This is a genomic window from Streptomyces adelaidensis (assembly GCF_016598475.1).
GTDB lineage: Bacteria > Actinomycetota > Actinomycetes > Streptomycetales > Streptomycetaceae > Streptomyces > Streptomyces adelaidensis.
Genome location: NZ_JAEMUX010000021.1, coordinates 42,200 through 60,942 on the forward strand (window position 1 = coordinate 42,200; position 18,743 = coordinate 60,942).

Annotated in this window: 14 protein-coding genes; 11 read left to right on the top strand and 3 right to left on the bottom strand. The window is 69.4% G+C overall.

From position 1 onward, the window contains the following. Positions 1-407: 407 nt before the first annotated feature. The 4 genes from I8N67_RS14845 (at position 408) to I8N67_RS14860 (ending at position 5,554) form a co-directional block, all read left to right on the top strand. Complete coding sequence (locus I8N67_RS14845) at positions 408-1,679, top strand: extracellular solute-binding protein (RefSeq protein WP_200303551.1); 1,272 nt, start codon at positions 408-410, stop codon at positions 1,677-1,679. 98 nt (positions 1,680-1,777) lie between these two features. After that, positions 1,778-2,785, top strand: coding sequence for a carbohydrate ABC transporter permease (locus I8N67_RS14850; RefSeq protein ID WP_200303552.1), 1,008 nt, complete (start codon positions 1,778-1,780; stop codon positions 2,783-2,785). Positions 2,786-2,798: 13 nt separating this feature from the next. Beyond that, positions 2,799-3,710 (top strand): sugar ABC transporter permease, encoded by a 912-nt coding sequence (locus I8N67_RS14855; RefSeq protein ID WP_200303553.1) that lies wholly within the window; start codon positions 2,799-2,801, stop codon positions 3,708-3,710. Positions 3,711-3,886: 176 nt separating this feature from the next. Continuing rightward, positions 3,887-5,554, top strand: coding sequence for a glycoside hydrolase family 13 protein (locus tag I8N67_RS14860; RefSeq protein ID WP_200303554.1), 1,668 nt, complete (start codon positions 3,887-3,889; stop codon positions 5,552-5,554). A 156-nt stretch (positions 5,555-5,710) separates the two neighbouring features. On the opposite strand, the gene I8N67_RS43835 is transcribed toward I8N67_RS14860, so the two are convergent. Beyond that, complete coding sequence (locus tag I8N67_RS43835) at positions 5,711-6,178, bottom strand: hypothetical protein (RefSeq protein WP_372443709.1); 468 nt, start codon at positions 6,176-6,178, stop codon at positions 5,711-5,713. Positions 6,179-6,538: 360 nt separating this feature from the next. Between I8N67_RS43835 and I8N67_RS14870 the strand changes: the two genes are divergently transcribed. The 4 genes from I8N67_RS14870 (at position 6,539) to I8N67_RS14885 (ending at position 11,411) form a co-directional block, all read left to right on the top strand. Next, entirely contained in the window at positions 6,539-7,801 is a 1,263-nt protein-coding gene (locus tag I8N67_RS14870; protein ID WP_200303555.1) for a 3-deoxy-7-phosphoheptulonate synthase, read from the top strand. A 281-nt stretch (positions 7,802-8,082) separates the two neighbouring features. Then, complete coding sequence (locus I8N67_RS14875; RefSeq protein WP_200303556.1) at positions 8,083-9,621, top strand: tryptophan halogenase family protein; 1,539 nt, start codon at positions 8,083-8,085, stop codon at positions 9,619-9,621. A 24-nt stretch (positions 9,622-9,645) separates the two neighbouring features. Further along, entirely contained in the window at positions 9,646-10,914 is a 1,269-nt protein-coding gene (locus tag I8N67_RS14880) for a cation:proton antiporter (RefSeq protein WP_200303557.1), read from the top strand. A gap of 41 nt (positions 10,915-10,955) precedes the next feature. After that, positions 10,956-11,411, top strand: coding sequence for a flavin reductase family protein (locus I8N67_RS14885; RefSeq protein ID WP_200303558.1), 456 nt, complete (start codon positions 10,956-10,958; stop codon positions 11,409-11,411). A 30-nt stretch (positions 11,412-11,441) separates the two neighbouring features. Here the strand turns inward: I8N67_RS14885 and I8N67_RS14890 are convergent, their stop codons facing one another. After that, positions 11,442-12,248, bottom strand: coding sequence for an alpha/beta hydrolase (locus I8N67_RS14890; RefSeq protein ID WP_200303559.1), 807 nt, complete (start codon positions 12,246-12,248; stop codon positions 11,442-11,444). Between the two features lie 251 nt (positions 12,249-12,499). On the opposite strand from I8N67_RS14890, the gene I8N67_RS14895 reads away from it, so the two are divergent. The 3 genes from I8N67_RS14895 to I8N67_RS14905 are packed head-to-tail and all read left to right on the top strand — an operon-like array spanning position 12,500 to position 16,939. Further along, positions 12,500-14,011: a flavin monoamine oxidase family protein gene (locus I8N67_RS14895; protein ID WP_307835246.1), complete on the top strand. Its 1,512-nt coding sequence runs from the start codon at positions 12,500-12,502 to the stop codon at positions 14,009-14,011. A gap of 43 nt (positions 14,012-14,054) precedes the next feature. Beyond that, positions 14,055-15,692, top strand: coding sequence for an FAD-dependent monooxygenase (locus I8N67_RS14900; protein WP_200303561.1), 1,638 nt, complete (start codon positions 14,055-14,057; stop codon positions 15,690-15,692). Continuing rightward, a complete protein-coding gene (locus I8N67_RS14905) occupies positions 15,689-16,939 on the top strand; it encodes a cytochrome P450 (RefSeq protein ID WP_200303562.1) in 1,251 nt (416 codons plus the stop codon). Before I8N67_RS14900 ends, I8N67_RS14905 begins: the two co-directional genes overlap by 4 nt. Before the next feature lie 9 nt (positions 16,940-16,948). Here I8N67_RS14905 and I8N67_RS14910 read toward each other — a convergent pair whose 3' ends face one another. Then, entirely contained in the window at positions 16,949-18,616 is a 1,668-nt protein-coding gene (locus I8N67_RS14910; RefSeq protein ID WP_267912750.1) for an FAD-dependent monooxygenase, read from the bottom strand. Positions 18,617-18,743: the final 127 nt, after the last annotated feature.

Genomic DNA, 18,743 nt, shown 5'->3' on the forward strand with positions numbered 1-18,743 from the left:
GGGGGTGCGGCCCGCTGCGGGCTGCTGCGTCATCGCGGTCCCTCGTGATTTCTGGTCGGTGTCCGGTGGGGGCGCCCATGCGTGGAAAGGGGTGGCTTCCGCAAGGGCTGACGGAGTGATGATTGCCGTACGCGCGACTTGTGGCAAGAGCTTGCAGAGTCTTTCAGGGTCGCACCAACACCTGCTGAGCGGCCCGAATACTGGGTTTCCGGGGGGTCGACAGCAGGTCACGGACGGGTAACCGTCACCGGTTCTTGCATTTTTTTGCAGCAAGGTCTTTCGTCCGGCTTACATCGCTGTTACGTTCGGCCACGCCCGGCGGCGGCAACGGCGCCCCGGCAACTCGGCAGGGGCGGCAGACGGGGCCCTCCTCCAAGCACACGGGCTTTCACCCTCAAGGAGATCTCATGCGGCGTGGCATAGCGGCCACCGCGCTGGTGGCGTCGATCGCCCTCACGGCGACGGCCTGCGGCGGAAGCGACAGCGGCGACTCGGCCGACGGTCCGGTCACCATCACCTGGTGGGACACCTCCAACGCCACCAATGAGGCACCGACGTACAAGGCCTTGGTCAAGGAGTTCGAGGCCGCCAACAAGGACATCGAGGTCAAGTACGTCAATGTGCCCTTCGACCAGGCGCAGAACAAGTTCGACACCGCCGCCGGTGCCTCGGGCGCCCCGGACATCCTGCGCTCCGAGGTCGGCTGGACCCCCGCCTTCGCCAAGAAGGGCTTCTTCCTCCCGCTCGACGGCACCGAGGCCCTCGCGGACCAGGACAAGTTCCAGCCGAACCTGATCAAGCAGGCCCAGTACGACGGCAAGACCTACGGCGTCCCGTTCGTCACCGACACCCTCGCGCTGGTCTACAACAAGGAACTCTTCGAGAAGGCCGGCATCACCGAGGCCCCGAAGAGCTGGGACGACCTGAAGAAGGCCGCCGCCACGATCAAGGACAAGACCGGCGTCGACGGCTACTGGGGCTCCACCCAGGCCTACTACGCCCAGTCCTTCCTCTACGGCGAGGGCACCGACACCGTCGACGCCGCCGCCAAGAAGATCACCGTGAACTCCGCCGAGGCCAAGAAGGCGTACGGCACCTGGCTGGACCTCTTCGACGGCAAGGGCCTGCACAAGGCCGACACCACCGCCGACGCCTACGCCCACATCCAGGACGCCTTCGTCAACGGCAAGGTCGCCGCGATCGTCCAGGGCCCGTGGGAGATCACGAACTTCTACGCGGGCTCGGCGTTCAAGGACAAGGCCAACCTGGGCATCGCCACCGTCCCGGCCGGCTCCTCGGGCAAGGCGGGCGCCCCGACCGGCGGCCACAACCTCTCCGTCTACGCCGGCTCGGACAAGGCGCACCAGGAGGCGTCGCTGAAGTTCATCGACTTCATGACCTCGGCGAAGTCCCAGGAGACCATCGCCCTGAAGAACTCCACGCTGCCGACCCGCGACGACGCCTACACCGCCGAGGTCAAGGCCGACCCGGGCATCGCCGGCTACCAGACCGTCCTCGCCGCCGCCCAGCCGCGCCCCGAGCTGCCCGAGTACAGCTCCCTGTGGGGCCCGCTCGACACCGAGCTGCTCGCGATCGCGGGCGGCAAGGAGTCCCTCGACAAGGGCCTGGGCAACGCGGAGACCGCGATCGCCAAGCTGGTCCCGGACTTCGGCAAGTGACCCCGAGTGGCCGCCGCACGCTCCTCCCGCCGGGGGAGGATGCGGCGGTCACCGGCCTGCGCAAGCCCAGCCACTGATCTTCCAGAAGGTGTCGAACGATGACAGTCGCCATCGACCGAGCGACCGGCAAGCGCCGAGGTGAACCGGACGGGCGTCGCCCGGGCCCGCTGACCCGTCTGAGGCAGACGTACCAGCGGTACTGGTACGCGTACGCGATGATCGCCCCGGTGATCGTCGTGCTCGGCGTCCTCGTGGTGTATCCGCTGGTGCGCGGCTTCTACCTCACCCTCACCAACGCCAACAGCCTCAACTCGGCGCGCACGATCGGCGTCAACCACATCGAGGCGACCTACGAGTTCATCGGCTTCGACAACTACGCCGACATCCTCTGGGGCCCCACCTCCTACGACCGCTTCTGGTCGCACTTCATCTGGACGATTCTCTGGACGGCGCTCTGCGTCACCCTGCACTACGTCATCGGCCTCGGCCTCGCGCTGCTGCTCAACCAGAAGCTGCGCGGCCGCACCTTCTACCGGCTGATCCTGGTCCTGCCGTGGGCGGTCCCCACCTTCGTCACCGTGTTCGGCTGGCGGTTCATGCTCGCCGACGGCGGAGTCATCAACGCCGGCCTCGAAGCACTGCACCTGCCGACACCACTGTGGCTGGAGGACACCTTCTGGCAGCGGTTCGCCGCCATCATGGTCAACACCTGGTGCGGGGTGCCGTTCATGATGGTCTCGCTGCTCGGCGGCCTGCAGTCCATCGACTCCACGCTGTACGAGGCCGCCGAGATGGACGGCGCGACCGCCTGGCAGCGCTTGCGCCACGTCACCCTGCCGGGCCTGAGGCCGGTCAGCTCGACGGTCGTCCTGCTCGGCGTGATCTGGACGTTCAACCAGTTCGCCGTCATCTTCCTGCTGTTCGGCGACACGGCACCCGACGCGCAGATCCTCGTGACCTGGGCGTACTACCTCGGCTTCGGGCAGCAGCCGCGCGACTTCGCGCAGTCGGCGGCCTACGGCATGCTGCTGCTCGCCATCCTGATCGTCTTCACCTCCGTCTACCGCCGCTGGCTGAACCGCGATGAGCAGCAGTTCGCGATCTGAGGCAGGAGCCCCCATGAGCACCACGACCGTCAAGACCACGGCTCCCTCAGGCCCGCCGGTGGCACCGGGCGGCGCACCCCGCAGGGCCCGCCGCCGCGGCGAGAACAGCCCCGCCGGGGCCCTCGCCTCGCACGCGATCCTCATCGTGGCGAGCCTGGTCGCGCTCTTCCCGATCGCCTGGCTGGTCTTCCTCTCCCTCGGCCCGGACAAGGACGACTACCTGCATCCCGGGCGCATCTTCGGCAAAATGACGCTCGACAACTACTCGTTCGTCCTCCAGGAGACGTCGTTCTTCGACTGGCTGGTCAGCACGCTCGTCGTGTCGCTCGGCACCACCGTCATCGGGGTGCTGATCGCCGCGACCACCGGCTACGCCGTCTCCCGCATGCGCTTTCCGGGCTACCGCAAGTTCATGTGGGTGCTCCTGGTCACGCAGATGTTCCCGGTAGCCGTACTGATGGTGCCGATGTACGAGATCCTTTCGGAACTGAGGCTCATCGACAGCTACCTCGGACTCATCCTCGTCTACTGCTCGACGGCCGTGCCGTACTGCGCCTGGCTGCTGAAGGGCTACTTCGACACGATCCCCTTCGAGATCGACGAGGCGGGACGCGTCGACGGGCTGACCCCCTTCGGCACGTTCGCGCGGCTGATCCTGCCGCTCGCCAAGCCGGGCCTGGCGGTCGCCGCGTTCTACAGCTTCATCACCGCGTTCGGGGAGGTCGCCTTCGCCTCGACGTTCATGCTGTCCGACACGAAGTACACCTTCGCGGTCGGCCTGCAGAGCTTCGTCAGCGAGCACGACGCCCAGCGCAACCTGATGGCCGCCACCGCGGTACTGGTCGCGATCCCCGTCTCCGCGTTCTTCTACCTCGTGCAGCGGAATCTGGTGACCGGTCTGACGGCGGGCGGCACCAAAGGCTGATGCCCTCGGCCCTGCTGTCAGGACCTCTCGACTCCCGTACGCCTCGTCGTACGGGTGGCGGCCGCGGTGACCATCCGACCCCGCTGTCACCGCGGCCGCCTCGTCAACCAGACCTGAGACGTTTTTCGGAACCGAGACGTTTGATGCCCCCAACTCCTTTACGTACCAAGGACGTCATGACCCAGCACTCCTCCACCGGCCCGGCCGACAACTCCGCGCTCGCCACCGTCGCCTCCCGTCGCGACTGGTGGCGCGACGCGGTGATCTACCAGGTCTATCCGCGCAGCTTCGCCGACAGCAACGGCGACGGCATGGGCGACCTGGAGGGCGTACGTTCCCGACTCCCGTACCTGCGCGACCTCGGCATCGACGCCGTGTGGCTCAGCCCCTTCTACGCCTCCCCGCAGGCCGACGCCGGCTACGACGTCGCCGACTACCGCGCCGTCGACCCCATGTTCGGCAACCTCCTCGACGCCGACGCGTTGATCCGCGACGCCCACGACCTGGGCCTGCGCATCATCGTCGACCTGGTCCCGAACCACTCCTCCGACCAGCACGAGTGGTTCAAGCGGGCGGTGGCGGAGGGCCCGGGCTCCCCGCTGCGCGACCGCTACCACTTCCGCCCAGGCAAGGGTGCGAACGGCGAACTCCCCCCGAACGACTGGGAGTCCATCTTCGGCGGCCCGGCGTGGACCCAGGTCGAGGACGGCGAGTGGTACCTGCACCTCTTCGCGCCGGAGCAGCCCGACTTCAACTGGGAGCACCCGGCGGTCGGCGACGAGTTCCGCTCCGTCCTGCGCTTCTGGCTCGACATGGGCGTCGACGGCTTCCGCATCGACGTCGCCCACGGCCTGGTGAAGGCGGACGGCCTCCCCGACCTTGGATCCCACGAACAGCTGAAGCTGCTGGGCAACGATGTCATGCCGTTCTTCGACCAGGACGGCGTACACGCGATCTACCGCGAATGGCGTCTCGTCCTCGACGAGTACGCGGGCGACCGCATCTTCGTGGCGGAGGCGTGGACCCCGACGGTCGAACGCACGGCGAACTACGTCCGCCCGGACGAACTGCACCAGGCCTTCAACTTCCAGTACCTGGGCACGGACTGGGACGCGGCGGAGCTGCGCGTCGTCATCGACCGCACCCTGGACGCCATGCGCCCGGTGGGCGCCCCCGCCACCTGGGTCCTGTCCAACCACGACGTGACCCGCCACGCGACCCGCTTCGCGAACGAGCCGGGCCTCGGCACGCAGATCCGCCTGGCGGGCGACCGTGAACTGGGACTGCGCCGCGCCCGCGCCGCCTCCCTGCTGATGCTGGCGCTGCCGGGCTCGGCGTACGTCTACCAGGGCGAGGAACTCGGCCTCCCGGACGTCGTGGACCTCCCCGACGAGGTCCGCCAGGACCCCGCCTACTTCCGAGGCGCCGGCCAGGACGGCTTCCGCGACGGCTGCCGGGTCCCGATCCCGTGGACACGCGAGGGCTCCTCGTACGGCTTCGGGGCCGGCGGCTCCTGGCTGCCGCAGCCGGCGGAATGGGGCGAGCTGAGCATCGAGGCCCAGACGGGGGCCGCCGGCTCGACTCTGGAGCTGTACCGCACCGCCCTGTCCGTGCGGCGGGAGGAGGCCGGCCTGGGCGCGGGCGACTCGGTCGACTGGCTGAAGGCCCCTGAGGGCGTCCTCGCCTTCCGGCGGGGGGAGTTCGTGTGCGTCACGAACACCACGGGGGAGGCGGTCACCGTCCCGGCGTACGGGCGGGTGCTGGTCGCCAGCGGGGAGGTCACCGTGGCGGAGGGGGAGGCGAAGGTGCCGGGGGACACGACGGTCTGGTGGACGACCGCCTGAGGATCTGCAAGGCGGTCCTCGCAGGCACGTGTGATCGAACCTTCAGGGCTCGCCGCCCGGTCCGGACGGCGAGCCCTCTCATGCGCGAAGGGCACGCCCCCACGCTCCCCGAAGGACGGCGCCGCCGAAAAACCCATCCATTCACGTGGGTTGCCGTCACCGCCGTGAAGTGACCAAGGTGCCGTAACAGGCCGAACCACGCTCGCGACGGGCCGTCGAGGGATACGCGGGCCCCGCCCCCGCGCGAACAATGGCGCTGTGACCGATCCCGCCGCCGCCATGACACCGCCCCTCGACCCGTCGGCGGCGCCACGCGGAGACGCCGGTGTCGCCGGGGGGGAAGTTCGGTGCGAAGCAGCAGGTGACGCCGACCTGCTCGGAGATCTCCGCGATCTCCGCGATCTCCGCGATCCGCCTCGGCGGAAGTTCCAGCACGATGCCGAGCCGTTCGAGGACATCGGCGGAACCGCACGCCGACGAGGCCGACCGGTTACCGTGCTTGACCACCAGGGCTCCGGCGCCCGCCGCGACGATCGCGGCCATGGTGGAGACATCGACCGTGTGCGCGCCGTCCCCGCCCGTACCGACGATGTCCACGGTGGGGCCCGCCACGTCGAGCGGCACGGCATGAGCCGCACCGCTCCGGTCCTCGCCCTTCGGCGAGCCTGCCCAGCCCGACGACGACCGGGCCGCGCTGTTCCCTGAACACACCGAGACCTTCCCTCGCGTACACGTCGTCCGCGCCGAGTCGCCGGCACGAAATCTCCTCAGCGGATTCGGCGGCCGGTTATTGGTACGCGGTCGGCCGAGCAGTGGGCTCCGGCCGGTAACCAGGCCCCTTTCGCCGTGTCGTCGCGGCCCACTGGTGACGGCCTCGCCTCGCGCCGAGCAGCTGGGATTCACTGTTCGGCGACCCGGATCTCCGTAACGGAGCCGGAATCAGGCCGACTTCGTTCTCATTTCAGGAAAGGCTGGAGGAATGCCATGGACAAGAACTCTTCTCAGCAGCCGGAATGGCATGACACGACCACGTTGAATTCCGTACTGGAGACGCTTTCGGTGGCTCCGCCACTGCTCCTCGGGGCGGAATGCGATCGATTGCGCGGGCAGCTCGGGGAGGTGGCCCGAGGAGAGGCATTTCTGGTGCAGGGCGGTGACTACGTCGAGGCTTTCGCCGGTGCCACCGCCGACTCGATCCGAAGCAGGCTGAGGACATTGCTGCAGATGGCGGTCGTGCTCACCTATGGCGCCGCACTTCCGGTGGTCAAGGTCGGGCTCATGGCCGACCGGTTCGCCGAGCCCCGGTGCGGCCCGGCGGCACGCAACCCCGATCCCAGGCGGCTGCTCACCCTGTACGAGAAGTCGGCAGCCACCCTGAATCTGGTCCGCGCGTTCGCCGAGGGCGGCGAGGCCGATCTCCGCCAGGCGCACGCCTGGAACCAGGGATTCGTGCGGGAGTCGTCCTCGGGCTTCCGCTACGAGGTGCTGGCCGGGGAGATCGATCGGGCGCTCTCCTTCATGTCGGCATGCGGTGTCGACTTCCGGGAGGTGCGCCGCACCGAGATCTTCGCGAGCCACGAGGGCCTGCCGCTGGACTACGAAGCGGCGCTCACCCGAACCGATCCGTCGACCGGCCGCGTCCACGCCACCAGCGGTCACCTGCTGTGGATCGGCGAACGGACCCGGCGACTCGACGGCCCCCACCTGGAGTTCTTCTCCCAGATCGCCAACCCCGTGGCGGTGAGGCTGGGCCCGTCCACCACCCCCGACGACGTTCTCGGCCAGGTGGAGAGCCTCGACCCGGACCGGGAGGCGGGCCGGCTCACCTTCGTGGTGGGGATGGGGGCTTCACGAGTGCGTGATCTGCTTCCGGCCCTGGTGGAGAAGGCCCTGGCCGAGGGGGTCCAGGTGGGCTGGGTGTGCGATCCCGTGCGGGGCAACACCTCCCCTGCTCCCGACGGGCGCAGGACCCGTGGCCTCGACGTCATTCTCGACGAGGTGCGCGGCTTCTTCGAGGTGCATCACTCGTTGGGCACACATCCGGGCGGTATCCATGTCGAGCTCACGGGGGACGACGTCACCGAACGCGTGGACGGTGACGACGTCGTCGTCGAGCGGCGGCACCAGCGGTACGAGACGGCCCACGATCCGCGGCTCAACCGTTCCCACTCCCTCGAACTGGCCTTTCTCGTCGCCGAGATGCTCCGGGGCGGCGCGTCCGAGCCACCTCGGCCCGGCGGGGCGTGAGCCCGGTGGGCGCGGCATCGTATGCTCCCGCCCGCCGCCCCCACCCGGCCCGAGGCGCTCGCATCCCCCGATGTCATTGCCGGACACGTGGGGCATGACCCCACCCACCGCCGCCCGTGACCGCCCGAGCCCGCGCGGACGCGTGGTTTTCCGGCGGGCGCGTCCGAAGACAGCTGGATCTCACTAACGTTCCGGGAAGTTGGAAATCAGGCCATCACGATTCCCGTACGCGTTCTTATGACGCACGGGTCGATGGCCGAGTCTGTCCTCGGAGGGATTTTATGCTGCAAAGTATTGTCGTCGTAGGTGGTGGCACTTCTGGGTGGATGACGGCATCGTATCTGAGTGCTGCGTTCGGCGATCGAATCTCGGTGACGCTGGTCGAATCAGCGCGGGTCGGGACGATCGGTGTCGGCGAGGCGACGTTCAGCACGGTGCGGCACTTCTTCGAATATCTGGGGCTGTCCGAGCGGGACTGGATGCCCGCCTGCAACGCCACGTACAAGCTCGGTATCCGATTCGAGAACTGGCGGGAACAGGGGCACCACTTCTACCATCCCTTCGAGCGGCAGCGGGTGGTGGACGGATTCAGCCTCACCGACTGGTGGCTGCGCAAACCCGCGTCCGACCGTTTCGACAAGGACTGCTTCCTCATCGGGACGCTGTGCGACAACGAGAAGTCGCCCCGCTACCTCGACGGCTCGCTGTTCGAGAAGACGATCAGCGACAAGCAGCTCTACCGCACCACACTCGCGGAACAGAACACCCAGTTCCCCTACGCCTACCACTTCGACGCCAGCCTGCTGGCCGACTACCTGCGCGACTACGGGGTGGCACGCGGGGTCAAGCACGTGGTGGACGATGTCGTCGACGTCGCTCAGGACGAACGCGGCTGGATCACCCACGTCACCACCCGCGACCAAGGCGACCTGACGGGCGACCTGTTCGTCGACTGCACGGGATTCCGAAGCCTGCTGATGGGCAAGGCGCTGGGCGAGCCGTTCGAGTCCTACAAGGACACCCTGCCCAATGACAGCGCCGTGGCACTGCGGGTACCGGTGGACATGGAGCGCCAGGGTCTGCGCCCCTGCACCACCGCCACCGCCCAGGAGGCGGGCTGGATCTGGACGATCCCGCTGTTCGGCCGGGTCGGCACCGGCTATGTGTACTCCAGCGACTACACCACCCCGGAGAAGGCCGAGCGCACGCTTCGCGAGTTCGTCGGGCCCGCGGCGGAGGACCTGGATGCCAACCACATCCGGATGCGGATCGGCCGCAGCCGCCGGTCGTGGGTGAACAACTGCGTCGCGGTCGGCCTCTCCAGTGGCTTCGTCGAACCGTTGGAGTCCACGGGCATCTTCTTCATCCAGCAGGCGATCGAGCAACTGGTCAAGCACTTCCCGGCCGCCGACTGGGAGGAGGGGCTGCGGGATTCCTACAACCAGGTCATCAACCGCTGCATGGACGGTGTCCGCGAGTTCCTGGTGCTGCACTACTACGCCGCAGCACGCTCGGACAACGACTACTGGCGCGACACCAAGACGCGCGAGCTCCCTGAGGGGCTCGCCGAGCGGATCAGCCGGTGGCGGACCAAGATGCCCGACTCCGAGTCGGTCTACCCGCACTACCACGGGTTCGAGCCCTACTCGTATGTGTGCATGCTCCTCGGGCTCGGCGGCATCCCGCTCAAGTCTCCGCCCGCGCTGGAACTGTTCGACGAGTCCTCGGCACAGCGGGAGTTCGCCATGGTGGCCGAGGAGGCCCGGAAACTGGAGCAGTCCTTGCCCACCCAGTACGAGTACTTCGCCCAGTTCCACTAGACGAGTCTGGGGAGCGAAGAGACGATGAACGGTCCAGGGCTGCTTGTGGTGCACGTGATCGTGCTGCTCGGCCTCATGCTTCTGATCGCCGCCATCGGGCGGATGGGGGCCAGGCTGCTGCGTCTGCCATCGGTCATCGGGGAGATTCTGCTGAGTCTGCTCCTCGGTCCCGTCCTGGTGGCCCTGGTGGGCCGACGGACGTTCCGGGCCTGGCTGCCCGAGAACATCACCGGCCTGCTGACCCAGATGGGCAATGTGGGGCTCCTGCTGTTCCTGGTCGGCATCGTCTACCGGTTGGACCATGGATCGGCCGGGCTGCGCAGCCGCGCGGTGAGCCGGGTGACAGTGGGGCTGTTCGGGCTGCCGCTGCTGACCGGGCTGGCTTTCTCCGGGTGGCTGTTCCGGTTCGGCCCGGCCGAGTTGCGCGGCAGCGCGCCCTGGCCCGCGCTGCTGGTCCTGCTGACCGTGGCGATGAGCGTGACCGCGGTACCCGTGCTCGCGCGCATCATCGAGGAACGCAAGGAGAACCTGGGCCGCTCCGGCGAGCTCACGATGATGTCCGCCATGGTCATCGACACCCTGGCCTGGCTGCTGTTGATCCTGGCGCTGGGCCTGGCCGCGGGCGGGCTCGGCGGGATCGGCGCGTCCCTCGCCGCGACCGTGGTCGGTGTGGCGGTGGCCTTCGCGGGGCATCGGGCGCTGTCGAGGCCGACGGTCGGACAGGCGTGCGCCCGGAACCCGCGGGGGGTGACCGTACTGCTCGCCCTGGCCACCGTGGTGGCGGGCACTCAGGCGCACAGCTTCGGCCTGACCGCCGTCTTCGGCGCGTTCGTGGTCGGGTCGATGATCCCGAAGGACGACACGCACTGTCCGTGGCCGTCGATGGTGGACACGCTCAGCCGGGTGGGCCGGGCGCTGGTACCGGTGTTCTTCGTCGTCACCGGAGTGACGCTGTCGACCGGGGCGTCGCTCTCGCTGCCCTGGACGGCGGGGCTCCTGGCGACGGTCCTGGCGATCCTCGGCAAGGTCGGCGGCGGCTACCTCGGCGCGCGATGGGCCGGGGAGGAGCGCCGGGGCGCGCTGCGCGTGGGCGTGCTCGGCAACACCCGGGGGCTGACCGAGGTCGTGGTGCTCCAGGTCGGCTACAGCGCGGGCATCCTCACGGCGGGGCTGTTCGTCGCACTGCTGGTGATGGCGCTGGTCACGACCTGTCTCACCGGTCCCCTGCTCTCCCTCATCGATCGACAGGCGACGCGTGAGGTGTCGCTGGTGCGAGAAGGCGATGTGTCGTGAAGGCTGCCGGCCATGTCACCCCGAACAGTTTCCGTTCCCTGATGGCGGGCTTCCCCACGGGTATCGCCGTCCTCACCACCAATGACGCGGACGGGCATCCCAAGGGCATGACCTGCTCGTCCGTGTGCGCCGTTTCGCTGGAACCGCCGACACTGCTGGTCTGCGTCCGTGACGGCAGCCCGACCTTGGAGGCCATGCTGCACCAGGGCACCTTCGCGGTGAACCTGCTGCACGGCGGGGCCCGCCCGACCGCGGAGCTGTTCGCCTCGGGCGACCCCGACCGCTTCGACCTGGTTCGCTGGCAGGACGACGCGGAGCGCGGTGGCCCGCATCTGGTCGAGGACGCCCATACGGTGGCCGACTGCCGGATCAGCCGACGGCACGGCGTCGGGGACCACACGGTGGTCTTCGGCGAGGTCTTCCGGGTCACCTACCATCGCGATCCTCATCCGCTGATGTACGGGATGCGCCGATACGAGGAGTGGCCGGCGGGCTGACGCACACCGGCCCGTCCCTGTCGCCCGCGGTCAGCGGTCGCCGAGAATCCACTCGGTGGCCGCCTCGGCCGCGGGCGTCCGCCATTCCCCGCTCCGGTCGGCGTCGATCTCCACCAGCCGGTGGGCACAGGTCAGCGCCTTGTCCGCCGCGCGGGAGGACTCCACGGGGACGGTTGTCGGCCCGGCACCGTGCACGATCAGTGTGGGCGCGGCGATCACGTCGAGCACCCCGCGCGGCTGCAGCCAGAACACCTCGTTGAGCATGGCCCTGCCCAGTACGAAGGAGGGCGTGTACGCGAGCCGTCCGGTGGCCAGCAACTCACGCCCGGCCGGCTCGTCGAGGTAGTCGCTCGACCACTCGCGCCGCGCGTCGACGAAGTGCTCCTTGTAGTCGATCAGCGGGTTGAACAGCACCAGCCGGGAGACCTCCGCACCGCGACGGGCCGCGAAGCCCGCCGCGACGCCGCCGGTGAAGCCGGTGGCCACCAAGGCCGGTCGGGTGGTGCCGACCCGCTCACGCAGGTGATCCAGGCCGGAGCCGATCACATTGAGCAGCATGGACAGGCTCAACTCCTCCTGCCTGCCCTCGCTCTCGCCGTGGCCCGGCAGGTCGAAGCGGAGGCTGGCCACGCCCTGGGCGGCCAGTGCGTCGGCCAGCGGGGCGAAGAACCCGTCCTGCTCGCGGGTCCCGCCCTCGCCGTGCAGGAACAGCACGGCCTGCTCGGGCTCGGCCCGGGGGGCGAGCAGCGTACCGGCCAGACGCAAGCCGTCGTGGGTTCGGACGGTGGTGCTCGTCCCCCTCGTCGAGGGCGCGGTCGTGGGGGTGGGATCAGACATGCCGGACTCCCGTGTCATGGAGGGGCGGGCCGCAAGTATGGCTTCGGGATCCGGGCCGCCGATGCGCGTACGCGCGGAATCCGTTGCCTCGTGTGGTGTGAAGCGCCCGTCGGAGCGGAAGCCGCACCGTCCTGGCAAGCCAAACCGTCAAGGAGCGGCGCCCGCTGGGGATGTGTGGGCGGGGCCCCACTCATCACGATGGGCGCCAGCCGGTCACGGCCCGAACATCCCTCTCTGGCAAAGGAGTCAGGGTGTACGCACACGACCTGTCGGGAGCCCCGCACTGGGCCACGCCCGGCCAGAGGGCGAAGAGGATCACCGTTGTCGGAGCCGGCCTCGCCGGACTGACAGCGGCCTATGAACTGGAACGGCTGGGGCACAGCGTCCAAGTGCTGGAGGCCCGGCTGACGCTGGGCGGCAGGGTCCGTACACATGTCTTCTCCGACTCGCCGAACGGTCCCCTCGCCGAGCTGGGTGCCATGCGTATCCCCGCCTCGCACCACCGCACCATGCGCTGGATCGATGTGCTCGGACTCAGCGACCGGGTCCGGCAGTTCCGCACGCTGTTCTCCGACGATGCCAGCTATCTGGAGTCCCCGGCCGGGCACCTGCGGGTCCGCGACGCGTCCCCGGCACTGGTGAAGGCGTTCCGTGAGGGGCTGCCGCCGGGGAGCGACTACCGTGCGGAGACCGTCCTGTGCGCGGCGTGGCTGAGCGCCAGCGTCAACGCGGTGGCGCCGGGCTCCTTCCGGCAGAGTCTCCAGACCGGCCTCAACGTGGAGTTGCTGGAGCTGCTGGAAGACATCGACGTCCGCCCGTTCATCGTCGACGGCGCCAACGAGCGGATCGACCTCAACCGGTTCTTCGCCAACAACCCGGGCTTCGCCCGGACCAGCAGGCTCAGTAACTTCTTCGACGACGTCGTCATCGAGACCTCCTCAGCGCTGTTCCGTCTGGACGGCGGGATGGACCAGATCGCCCGTCGACTGGCCGAGCGGGTGCGCGGGCCGATCCACCGGGGGCGCCGTGTGGTGGGCCTGCACGCGCAGCCCGACGGCGTTCTGATCGAGATGCGGCACGGGCTGGCCACGGTGTCCCGACACTGTGACTACGTGCTGTGCACGGTGCCGTTCTCGGTGCTGCGCGGGATGCGGTTCAGCGGCATGGGCGATGACAAGACCGCGGTGATCCACGACATGCAGTACTGGCCGGCCACCAAGATCGCGGTGCACTGCCAGGAGGCGTTCTGGGAGCGCGACGGGATCAGCGGCGGAGGCTCGTTCACCGGAGGGCTGGTGCGCCAGACCTACTACCCGCCGGTGGAGAGCGATCCTCGGCTGGGCGCCGCGCTGCTGGCCAGCTACACGATCGGACCGGACGCCGACACACTCGGCCGGGTGCCCCCGGACAGGCGGGCGGCGGCGGTGCTCGACGAACTCCAGGCGATTCACCCGGAGTTGGGTCGGCCCGGCATGGTGCTGGACGTGGTGAGCCAGGCGTGGGGCGAGGACCCGACGAGTATGGGCGCCGCAGCGGTGCGCTGGAGCAAGGACCCCGCCGCCGCGGAGGAGGAGCGGATTCTGGCGGCCAGGTCCGACCGCACCTTGTTCTTCGCGGGCGAGCACTGCTCGTCCCACCCGGCGTGGATAGAGGGCGCGATCGAATCAGGGGTCGCGGCCGCGCAGGAGATCGACGCATATGTTCCCGCCCCCCGCCGGGTACTGGCGGCGGGCTACCGAAAGGTGCCGGGGGACTCGGTCTGAGCCCCGGCCATACGACCCACTGACGCTCATCGAGGAGAGCACCATGACCTCCTTCCAACAGACCGACGTGCTGATCGTCGGCGGTGGTCCCATCGGCATGGCCATGGCACTCGAACTGCGCTCGCGGGGCGTGGACTTCGTGCTGGTCGAGGCCGGCGACGGAGCGGTGTCGCACCCGAGGGTCAGCAGCATCGGCCCGCGCTCCATGGAATTGTTCCGGCGGTGGGGCGTGGCCGACCGGATCCGTGACTCCGGCTGGCCGGGGGACCATCCGCTGGACTGTGTCTGGGTCACGCGGATCGGCGGTCACGAGCTGTTCCGGCTGCCCCGGCACACCATGGACACCCGTCCGATGTTCCGGCACACCCCGGAGCCGGACGCGGTCTGTCCCCAGCACTGGCTCGGGCCGCTGCTCCGTGAGGAGTTGGGAGTCCACCCCGACGGCCCGATCCGGATGCGGACCGAACTGGAGGGGTTCGAGCAGGACGAGTCCGGGGTGACCGCGAGGATCACCGACCTGGTCCCCGGCGAGAGCGTCACCCTCCGCGCCCGGTACCTCGTCGCCTGCGACGGCGCGTCGTCGCCGATCCGCAAGAGCTGTGGGATCTCCGCCCCGGCACGCCACAAGACACAGGTGTTCCGCAACATCCTCTTCCGCGCGCCGCGACTGAGGGAGGAACTGGGGGAGCGCAACGCTGGCTTCTACTACCTGATGCTCTCCTCCGCGCTGCGGTTCCCGGTGCGCGCGCTGGACGGCAGGGAGCTCTACCGGTTGACCGTAGGTCTCCAGGGCGACCCGGAGTCCCTGGCCGATCCCGAGACCCTGGTGCGCAGGGCGATCGCCGTGGACACCCCGTTGGAGGTCCTGTCGGACAGCGAGTGGCATCTCGTGCACCGGGTCGCGGACGACTTCCGGAACGGCCGGGTGTTCCTGGTCGGTGACTCCGCGCACACGCTGTCTCCCTCGGGCGGCTTCGGTATGAACACCGGTATCTGCGGTGCGGCCGACCTCGGGTGGAAGCTCGCGGCACAGCTCGCCGGGTGGGCCGGACCCGGGCTGCTGGACACCTACACCACCGAGCGGCAGCCGGTCGCGTTCGAGGGCCTGGAGGAGGCCAACCGAAATCTGGTGCGCGCCATGAAGCGACAGGTGCCCGAGGAACTCGACGACGACACATCCGCCGGTGAACAGGCCCGGCGCGGCATCGGTGAACAACTCGCCCGTGGCGGGGTGGCCAGGGAGTTCGACGCGCCGGAGATCCACCTGGGCTTCAGCTACGCCGACTCGCCCGTCGTGGTGCCCGACCCGACGGTGTCACCGGAGGAGCGACTGGACCGGCGGCCGAACACCCGGCCGGGCTCACGCGCCCCGCACGCCTGGGTCGAGCCCGGTGTGTCCACCCTGGACCTCTTCGGCGACGGATTCGTGCTGCTGAACTGCGCGGGCTCCGACGAACTCGCCCCCTTCGAACGCGCCTTCGCCGAGCGGGGCGTACCGCTGACCGTCGTCGCGTGTGACGTACCCGAGGTTGTCAAGGCGTACGAGCGGCCCTATGTGCTGGTCCGCCCGGACGGGCACGTGGCGTGGCGGGGGAGTGAACCACCTGGCGACCCCGGCGTGATCGCCGATCGGGTACGGGGCGCGATCCCGTCCTTCTCCGGAACCGAGGACAACGCATGAGGCACACATCCGCCGGCGGGACGCTGCCGCCGTTCGATCTGAAGGGCTGGTCCGCCGAGGACGTGGCCGACCCCTACCCGGTCTACCGGCGTTATCGTGAGGCCTCCCCGGTGCACCGGGGCGCGGACGCGACCGGACACGACACCTTCTATGTGTTCGGTCACGACGAGGTGACCGAGGTCCTGTCCGGCCAGGCGTACGGGCGCAGCGCGCGGGTGGCTCAGAAGGGGAGCCCGAGCCCGCCCACGATGGTCCCGTCGGACCGTGTCGCGCTGCGCTCCCTGGTGGAGAACTGGCTGGTCTTCCTCGACCCGCCCCGCCACACCGAGCTGCGGTCCCTGCTGAACGTCGAGTTCTCCCCCCGCGTGGTGTCGAACCTGCGCGACAGGATCACCGAGATCGCCACCGGACTGCTCACGGCGATGGCGGGTGCCCGGGAGATCGATCTGCTCGAGTCCTTCTCGGCGCCGCTGCCCATCCTGGTCATCTCGGAGTTGCTGGGGGTGCCGCGCGAGGACTGGGACTGGATGCGGGACCGGGCGGTGGCGTTGCAGGAGGCCAGCAGCAGCCGGGCCGCGGTGCGCGCGGACGCCTACCAGGTCGCCGATACCGCGGCGCGGGAACTCACCGTGTACTTCGGTGAGTTGGCCGCACGCCGCCGCGCCGGGGACGGCGACGACCTGGTGTCGCTGCTGGTGCGGGCGCAGACACGGGGCGGGCCGCTGTCCGATGACGAGATCGTGGCGACCTGCGTGCACCTGATGACGGCGGGCCACGAGACCACCACGAACGTGCTCGGCAAGTCCGTGCTGGCTCTGGCCACACGCCCACAGGAGCTGGCCCGGCTGCGGGCCGTGCGGCGGATCCCGGCCGCGGCGGTGGAGGAGCTGGTCCGCTTCGACTCGCCGGTGCAGTCGGTGAGCCGGTGGGCCTACCGGGACGAGCGGCTGGCCGGGCACGACATCCCTCGCGGCAGCAAGATCGTCGCCATGCTCGGAGCGGCCAACCGGGACCCGGCCCGCTTCGCCACCCCGGACACCCTGGTGCTGGACCGCCCCGCCGGCCGCAACATCGGTTTCGGCCTGGGCATCCACTACTGCCTGGGCGCGACGCTGGCGCGGGCCGAGATCGAGATCGGGGTCGGTCTTCTGCTCCAGGCCCTGGGAGAGTTCACCGTGACCTCCGTGGACTATGCCCACGACATGGTCTTCCACGGCCCGTCACGGCTCATGCTGCACCGGAGCTGACACTCGTGCTCATGCCGCACCGGCGCTGATGCTCGGCGCCGATGCGCGCAGCAGCACTTCGTCCAGGTGGTCGCGCACCTGCTGGACCGCGCCCGGATCACCCGGATCGGCGAGGGCCGCGATATGCCCGTCCGGGCGGACCAGCACCAACCGGGCACCGTCCACTCGGTAGGCACCGTACGCCGCCGTCTCACTCGGCGGGATCACATGGGTGGTCACCGGCGCCACATACCGGTCGGCCAGCCGCACCGCCAGCTCCTCCAGGTCCATGGACGTGGAGGAGCGCTCCCGGTTGTCAAACAGGAGTACGTGGTAGCCGCTGCCATGGGTCAGGTCGAGCACGCTGCGTGCGCCGTCGCACGTCTCGCTGATCGGCGCGTAGGGCGCGCGGTCGCCGGGCCGCAGCGCGCCCTTGGCGGACCGCGCCGCGTGCACCGCGCGGCTGCCCGGGTACTTCACCCAGAGCTGGGAGAACAGGTGGAAGAACATCCGCCGCACCGGGGCCAGACGACTGACCACGCCCACGACCCTGGTCGCCACATGCGCGCGCATCCACACGGCGACGGCGTTGTCGCCGGTCTCCAGCTTGAAACCGAGATCGGTGCGCTTGAGCACGGTGCTCGCGACCGGACGACGCTCGGACTCGAAGGTGTCCAGCAGCCACTCGGGGCTCTCGCCGTTGACCACCTGGGCGAGTTTCCAGGCCAGGTTGACCGCGTCGCCGATGCCCAGGTTCAGACCCTGACCGCCCGCCGGGTTGTGGATGTGCGCGGCGTCGCCGATCAGGAAGGAACTGCCGACCCGGAACCGTGAGGCGAGGCGGCTGTGGAAGCGGAACATCGATGCCCACTCGATCTCCTGGAGGCGGGCGTCGACGCGGAAGTAGGAGTCGAACCAGCGTTGCAGTTCGCCATGGTCCAGCGCCGCGTAGGCATCGTGCGAGGCCCCGCCCCGCTGCTCGGGTGCCCTGTGGAGGTGCGGCGGCACCACACCGAAGAGCCGGCAGCGGCCACTGGCGAGCGGCAGGATGCCGACGAAGCCACCCCGGGTGAGGTTCAGCCGCATCCCCTTGACACCGAGGTCCACATCGAGGGTCACGTCGGCCAGCATGCCGCTCTGCGTGTAGGTCTCGCCGTCGAAGTCCTGGCCGAGGAGATGGCGCACGGTGCTGCTCGCCCCGTCCGCGCCGACCAGCCAGCGCGCGCTGACGGTCGAGGACGTCTCGTCGCGCCGCACGCCCGCTCGTACGCCGTCGCCCGTGTCGACCAGCTCGGTCAACGTGGAGTCCCACTCGACGGTCACCGCGTGCTCGGCCAGCGCGGACACCAGCAGCCGTTCGGTCTCGGACTGCTCCAGAGCCAGGGCGAAGGGGAACCGTGTCCGATCGGCGGTGCCCTCCCCGGCCAGCGGCATCGACCCGGCGTGGCGACCGCTCTCGTGGATGGCCACGTGGGTGATCGGCAGACCACGGGCCACGGCTGCCTCGGCGACACCGAGCCGGTCCAGGTACTCCAGGGTGCGAGCGTGCACGATGGCGGCGCGTGCCTGCTCGACCGGGCCGGGCTTGGCGTCGACGACCCGCACCCGGACCCCGTTCTGTGCCATCAGTAACGCGGCGGTCAGCCCGCTCGGACCTGCTCCTACCACGAGGACGTCACAATCGTGTAGGTCGCGCATAGGGCCCCTTATCACATGCAAGTGGAAGCGGTGTCGGGGGCTCTCTTCGCCCCGACGCGGCGAGTATCACCGTCCGGCGGTCGCGTGCGCATCCTGCGCCGAGGGTCACCGGCGTGTGGTTTCTGAC

Excerpts from the sequence above, each read along its gene's own strand:
- I8N67_RS14855 (WP_200303553.1), top strand. The coding sequence starts at position 2,799 with ATGAGCACCACGACCGTCAAGACCACGGCTCCCTCAGGCCCGCCGGTG.
- I8N67_RS14885 (WP_200303558.1), top strand. The coding sequence starts at position 10,956 with ATGGCGGGCTTCCCCACGGGTATCGCCGTCCTCACCACCAATGACGCG.
- I8N67_RS14910 (WP_267912750.1), bottom strand. The coding sequence starts at position 18,616 with ATGCGCGACCTACACGATTGTGACGTCCTCGTGGTAGGAGCAGGTCCG.
- I8N67_RS14875 (WP_200303556.1), top strand. The coding sequence starts at position 8,083 with ATGCTGCAAAGTATTGTCGTCGTAGGTGGTGGCACTTCTGGGTGGATG.
- I8N67_RS14870 (WP_200303555.1), top strand. The coding sequence starts at position 6,539 with ATGGACAAGAACTCTTCTCAGCAGCCGGAATGGCATGACACGACCACG.
- I8N67_RS14890 (WP_200303559.1), bottom strand. The coding sequence starts at position 12,248 with ATGTCTGATCCCACCCCCACGACCGCGCCCTCGACGAGGGGGACGAGC.
- I8N67_RS14850 (WP_200303552.1), top strand. The coding sequence starts at position 1,778 with ATGACAGTCGCCATCGACCGAGCGACCGGCAAGCGCCGAGGTGAACCG.
- I8N67_RS14845 (WP_200303551.1), top strand. The coding sequence starts at position 408 with ATGCGGCGTGGCATAGCGGCCACCGCGCTGGTGGCGTCGATCGCCCTC.
- I8N67_RS14905 (WP_200303562.1), top strand. The coding sequence starts at position 15,689 with ATGAGGCACACATCCGCCGGCGGGACGCTGCCGCCGTTCGATCTGAAG.
- I8N67_RS14880 (WP_200303557.1), top strand. The coding sequence starts at position 9,646 with ATGAACGGTCCAGGGCTGCTTGTGGTGCACGTGATCGTGCTGCTCGGC.
- I8N67_RS14900 (WP_200303561.1), top strand. The coding sequence starts at position 14,055 with ATGACCTCCTTCCAACAGACCGACGTGCTGATCGTCGGCGGTGGTCCC.
- I8N67_RS14860 (WP_200303554.1), top strand. The coding sequence starts at position 3,887 with ATGACCCAGCACTCCTCCACCGGCCCGGCCGACAACTCCGCGCTCGCC.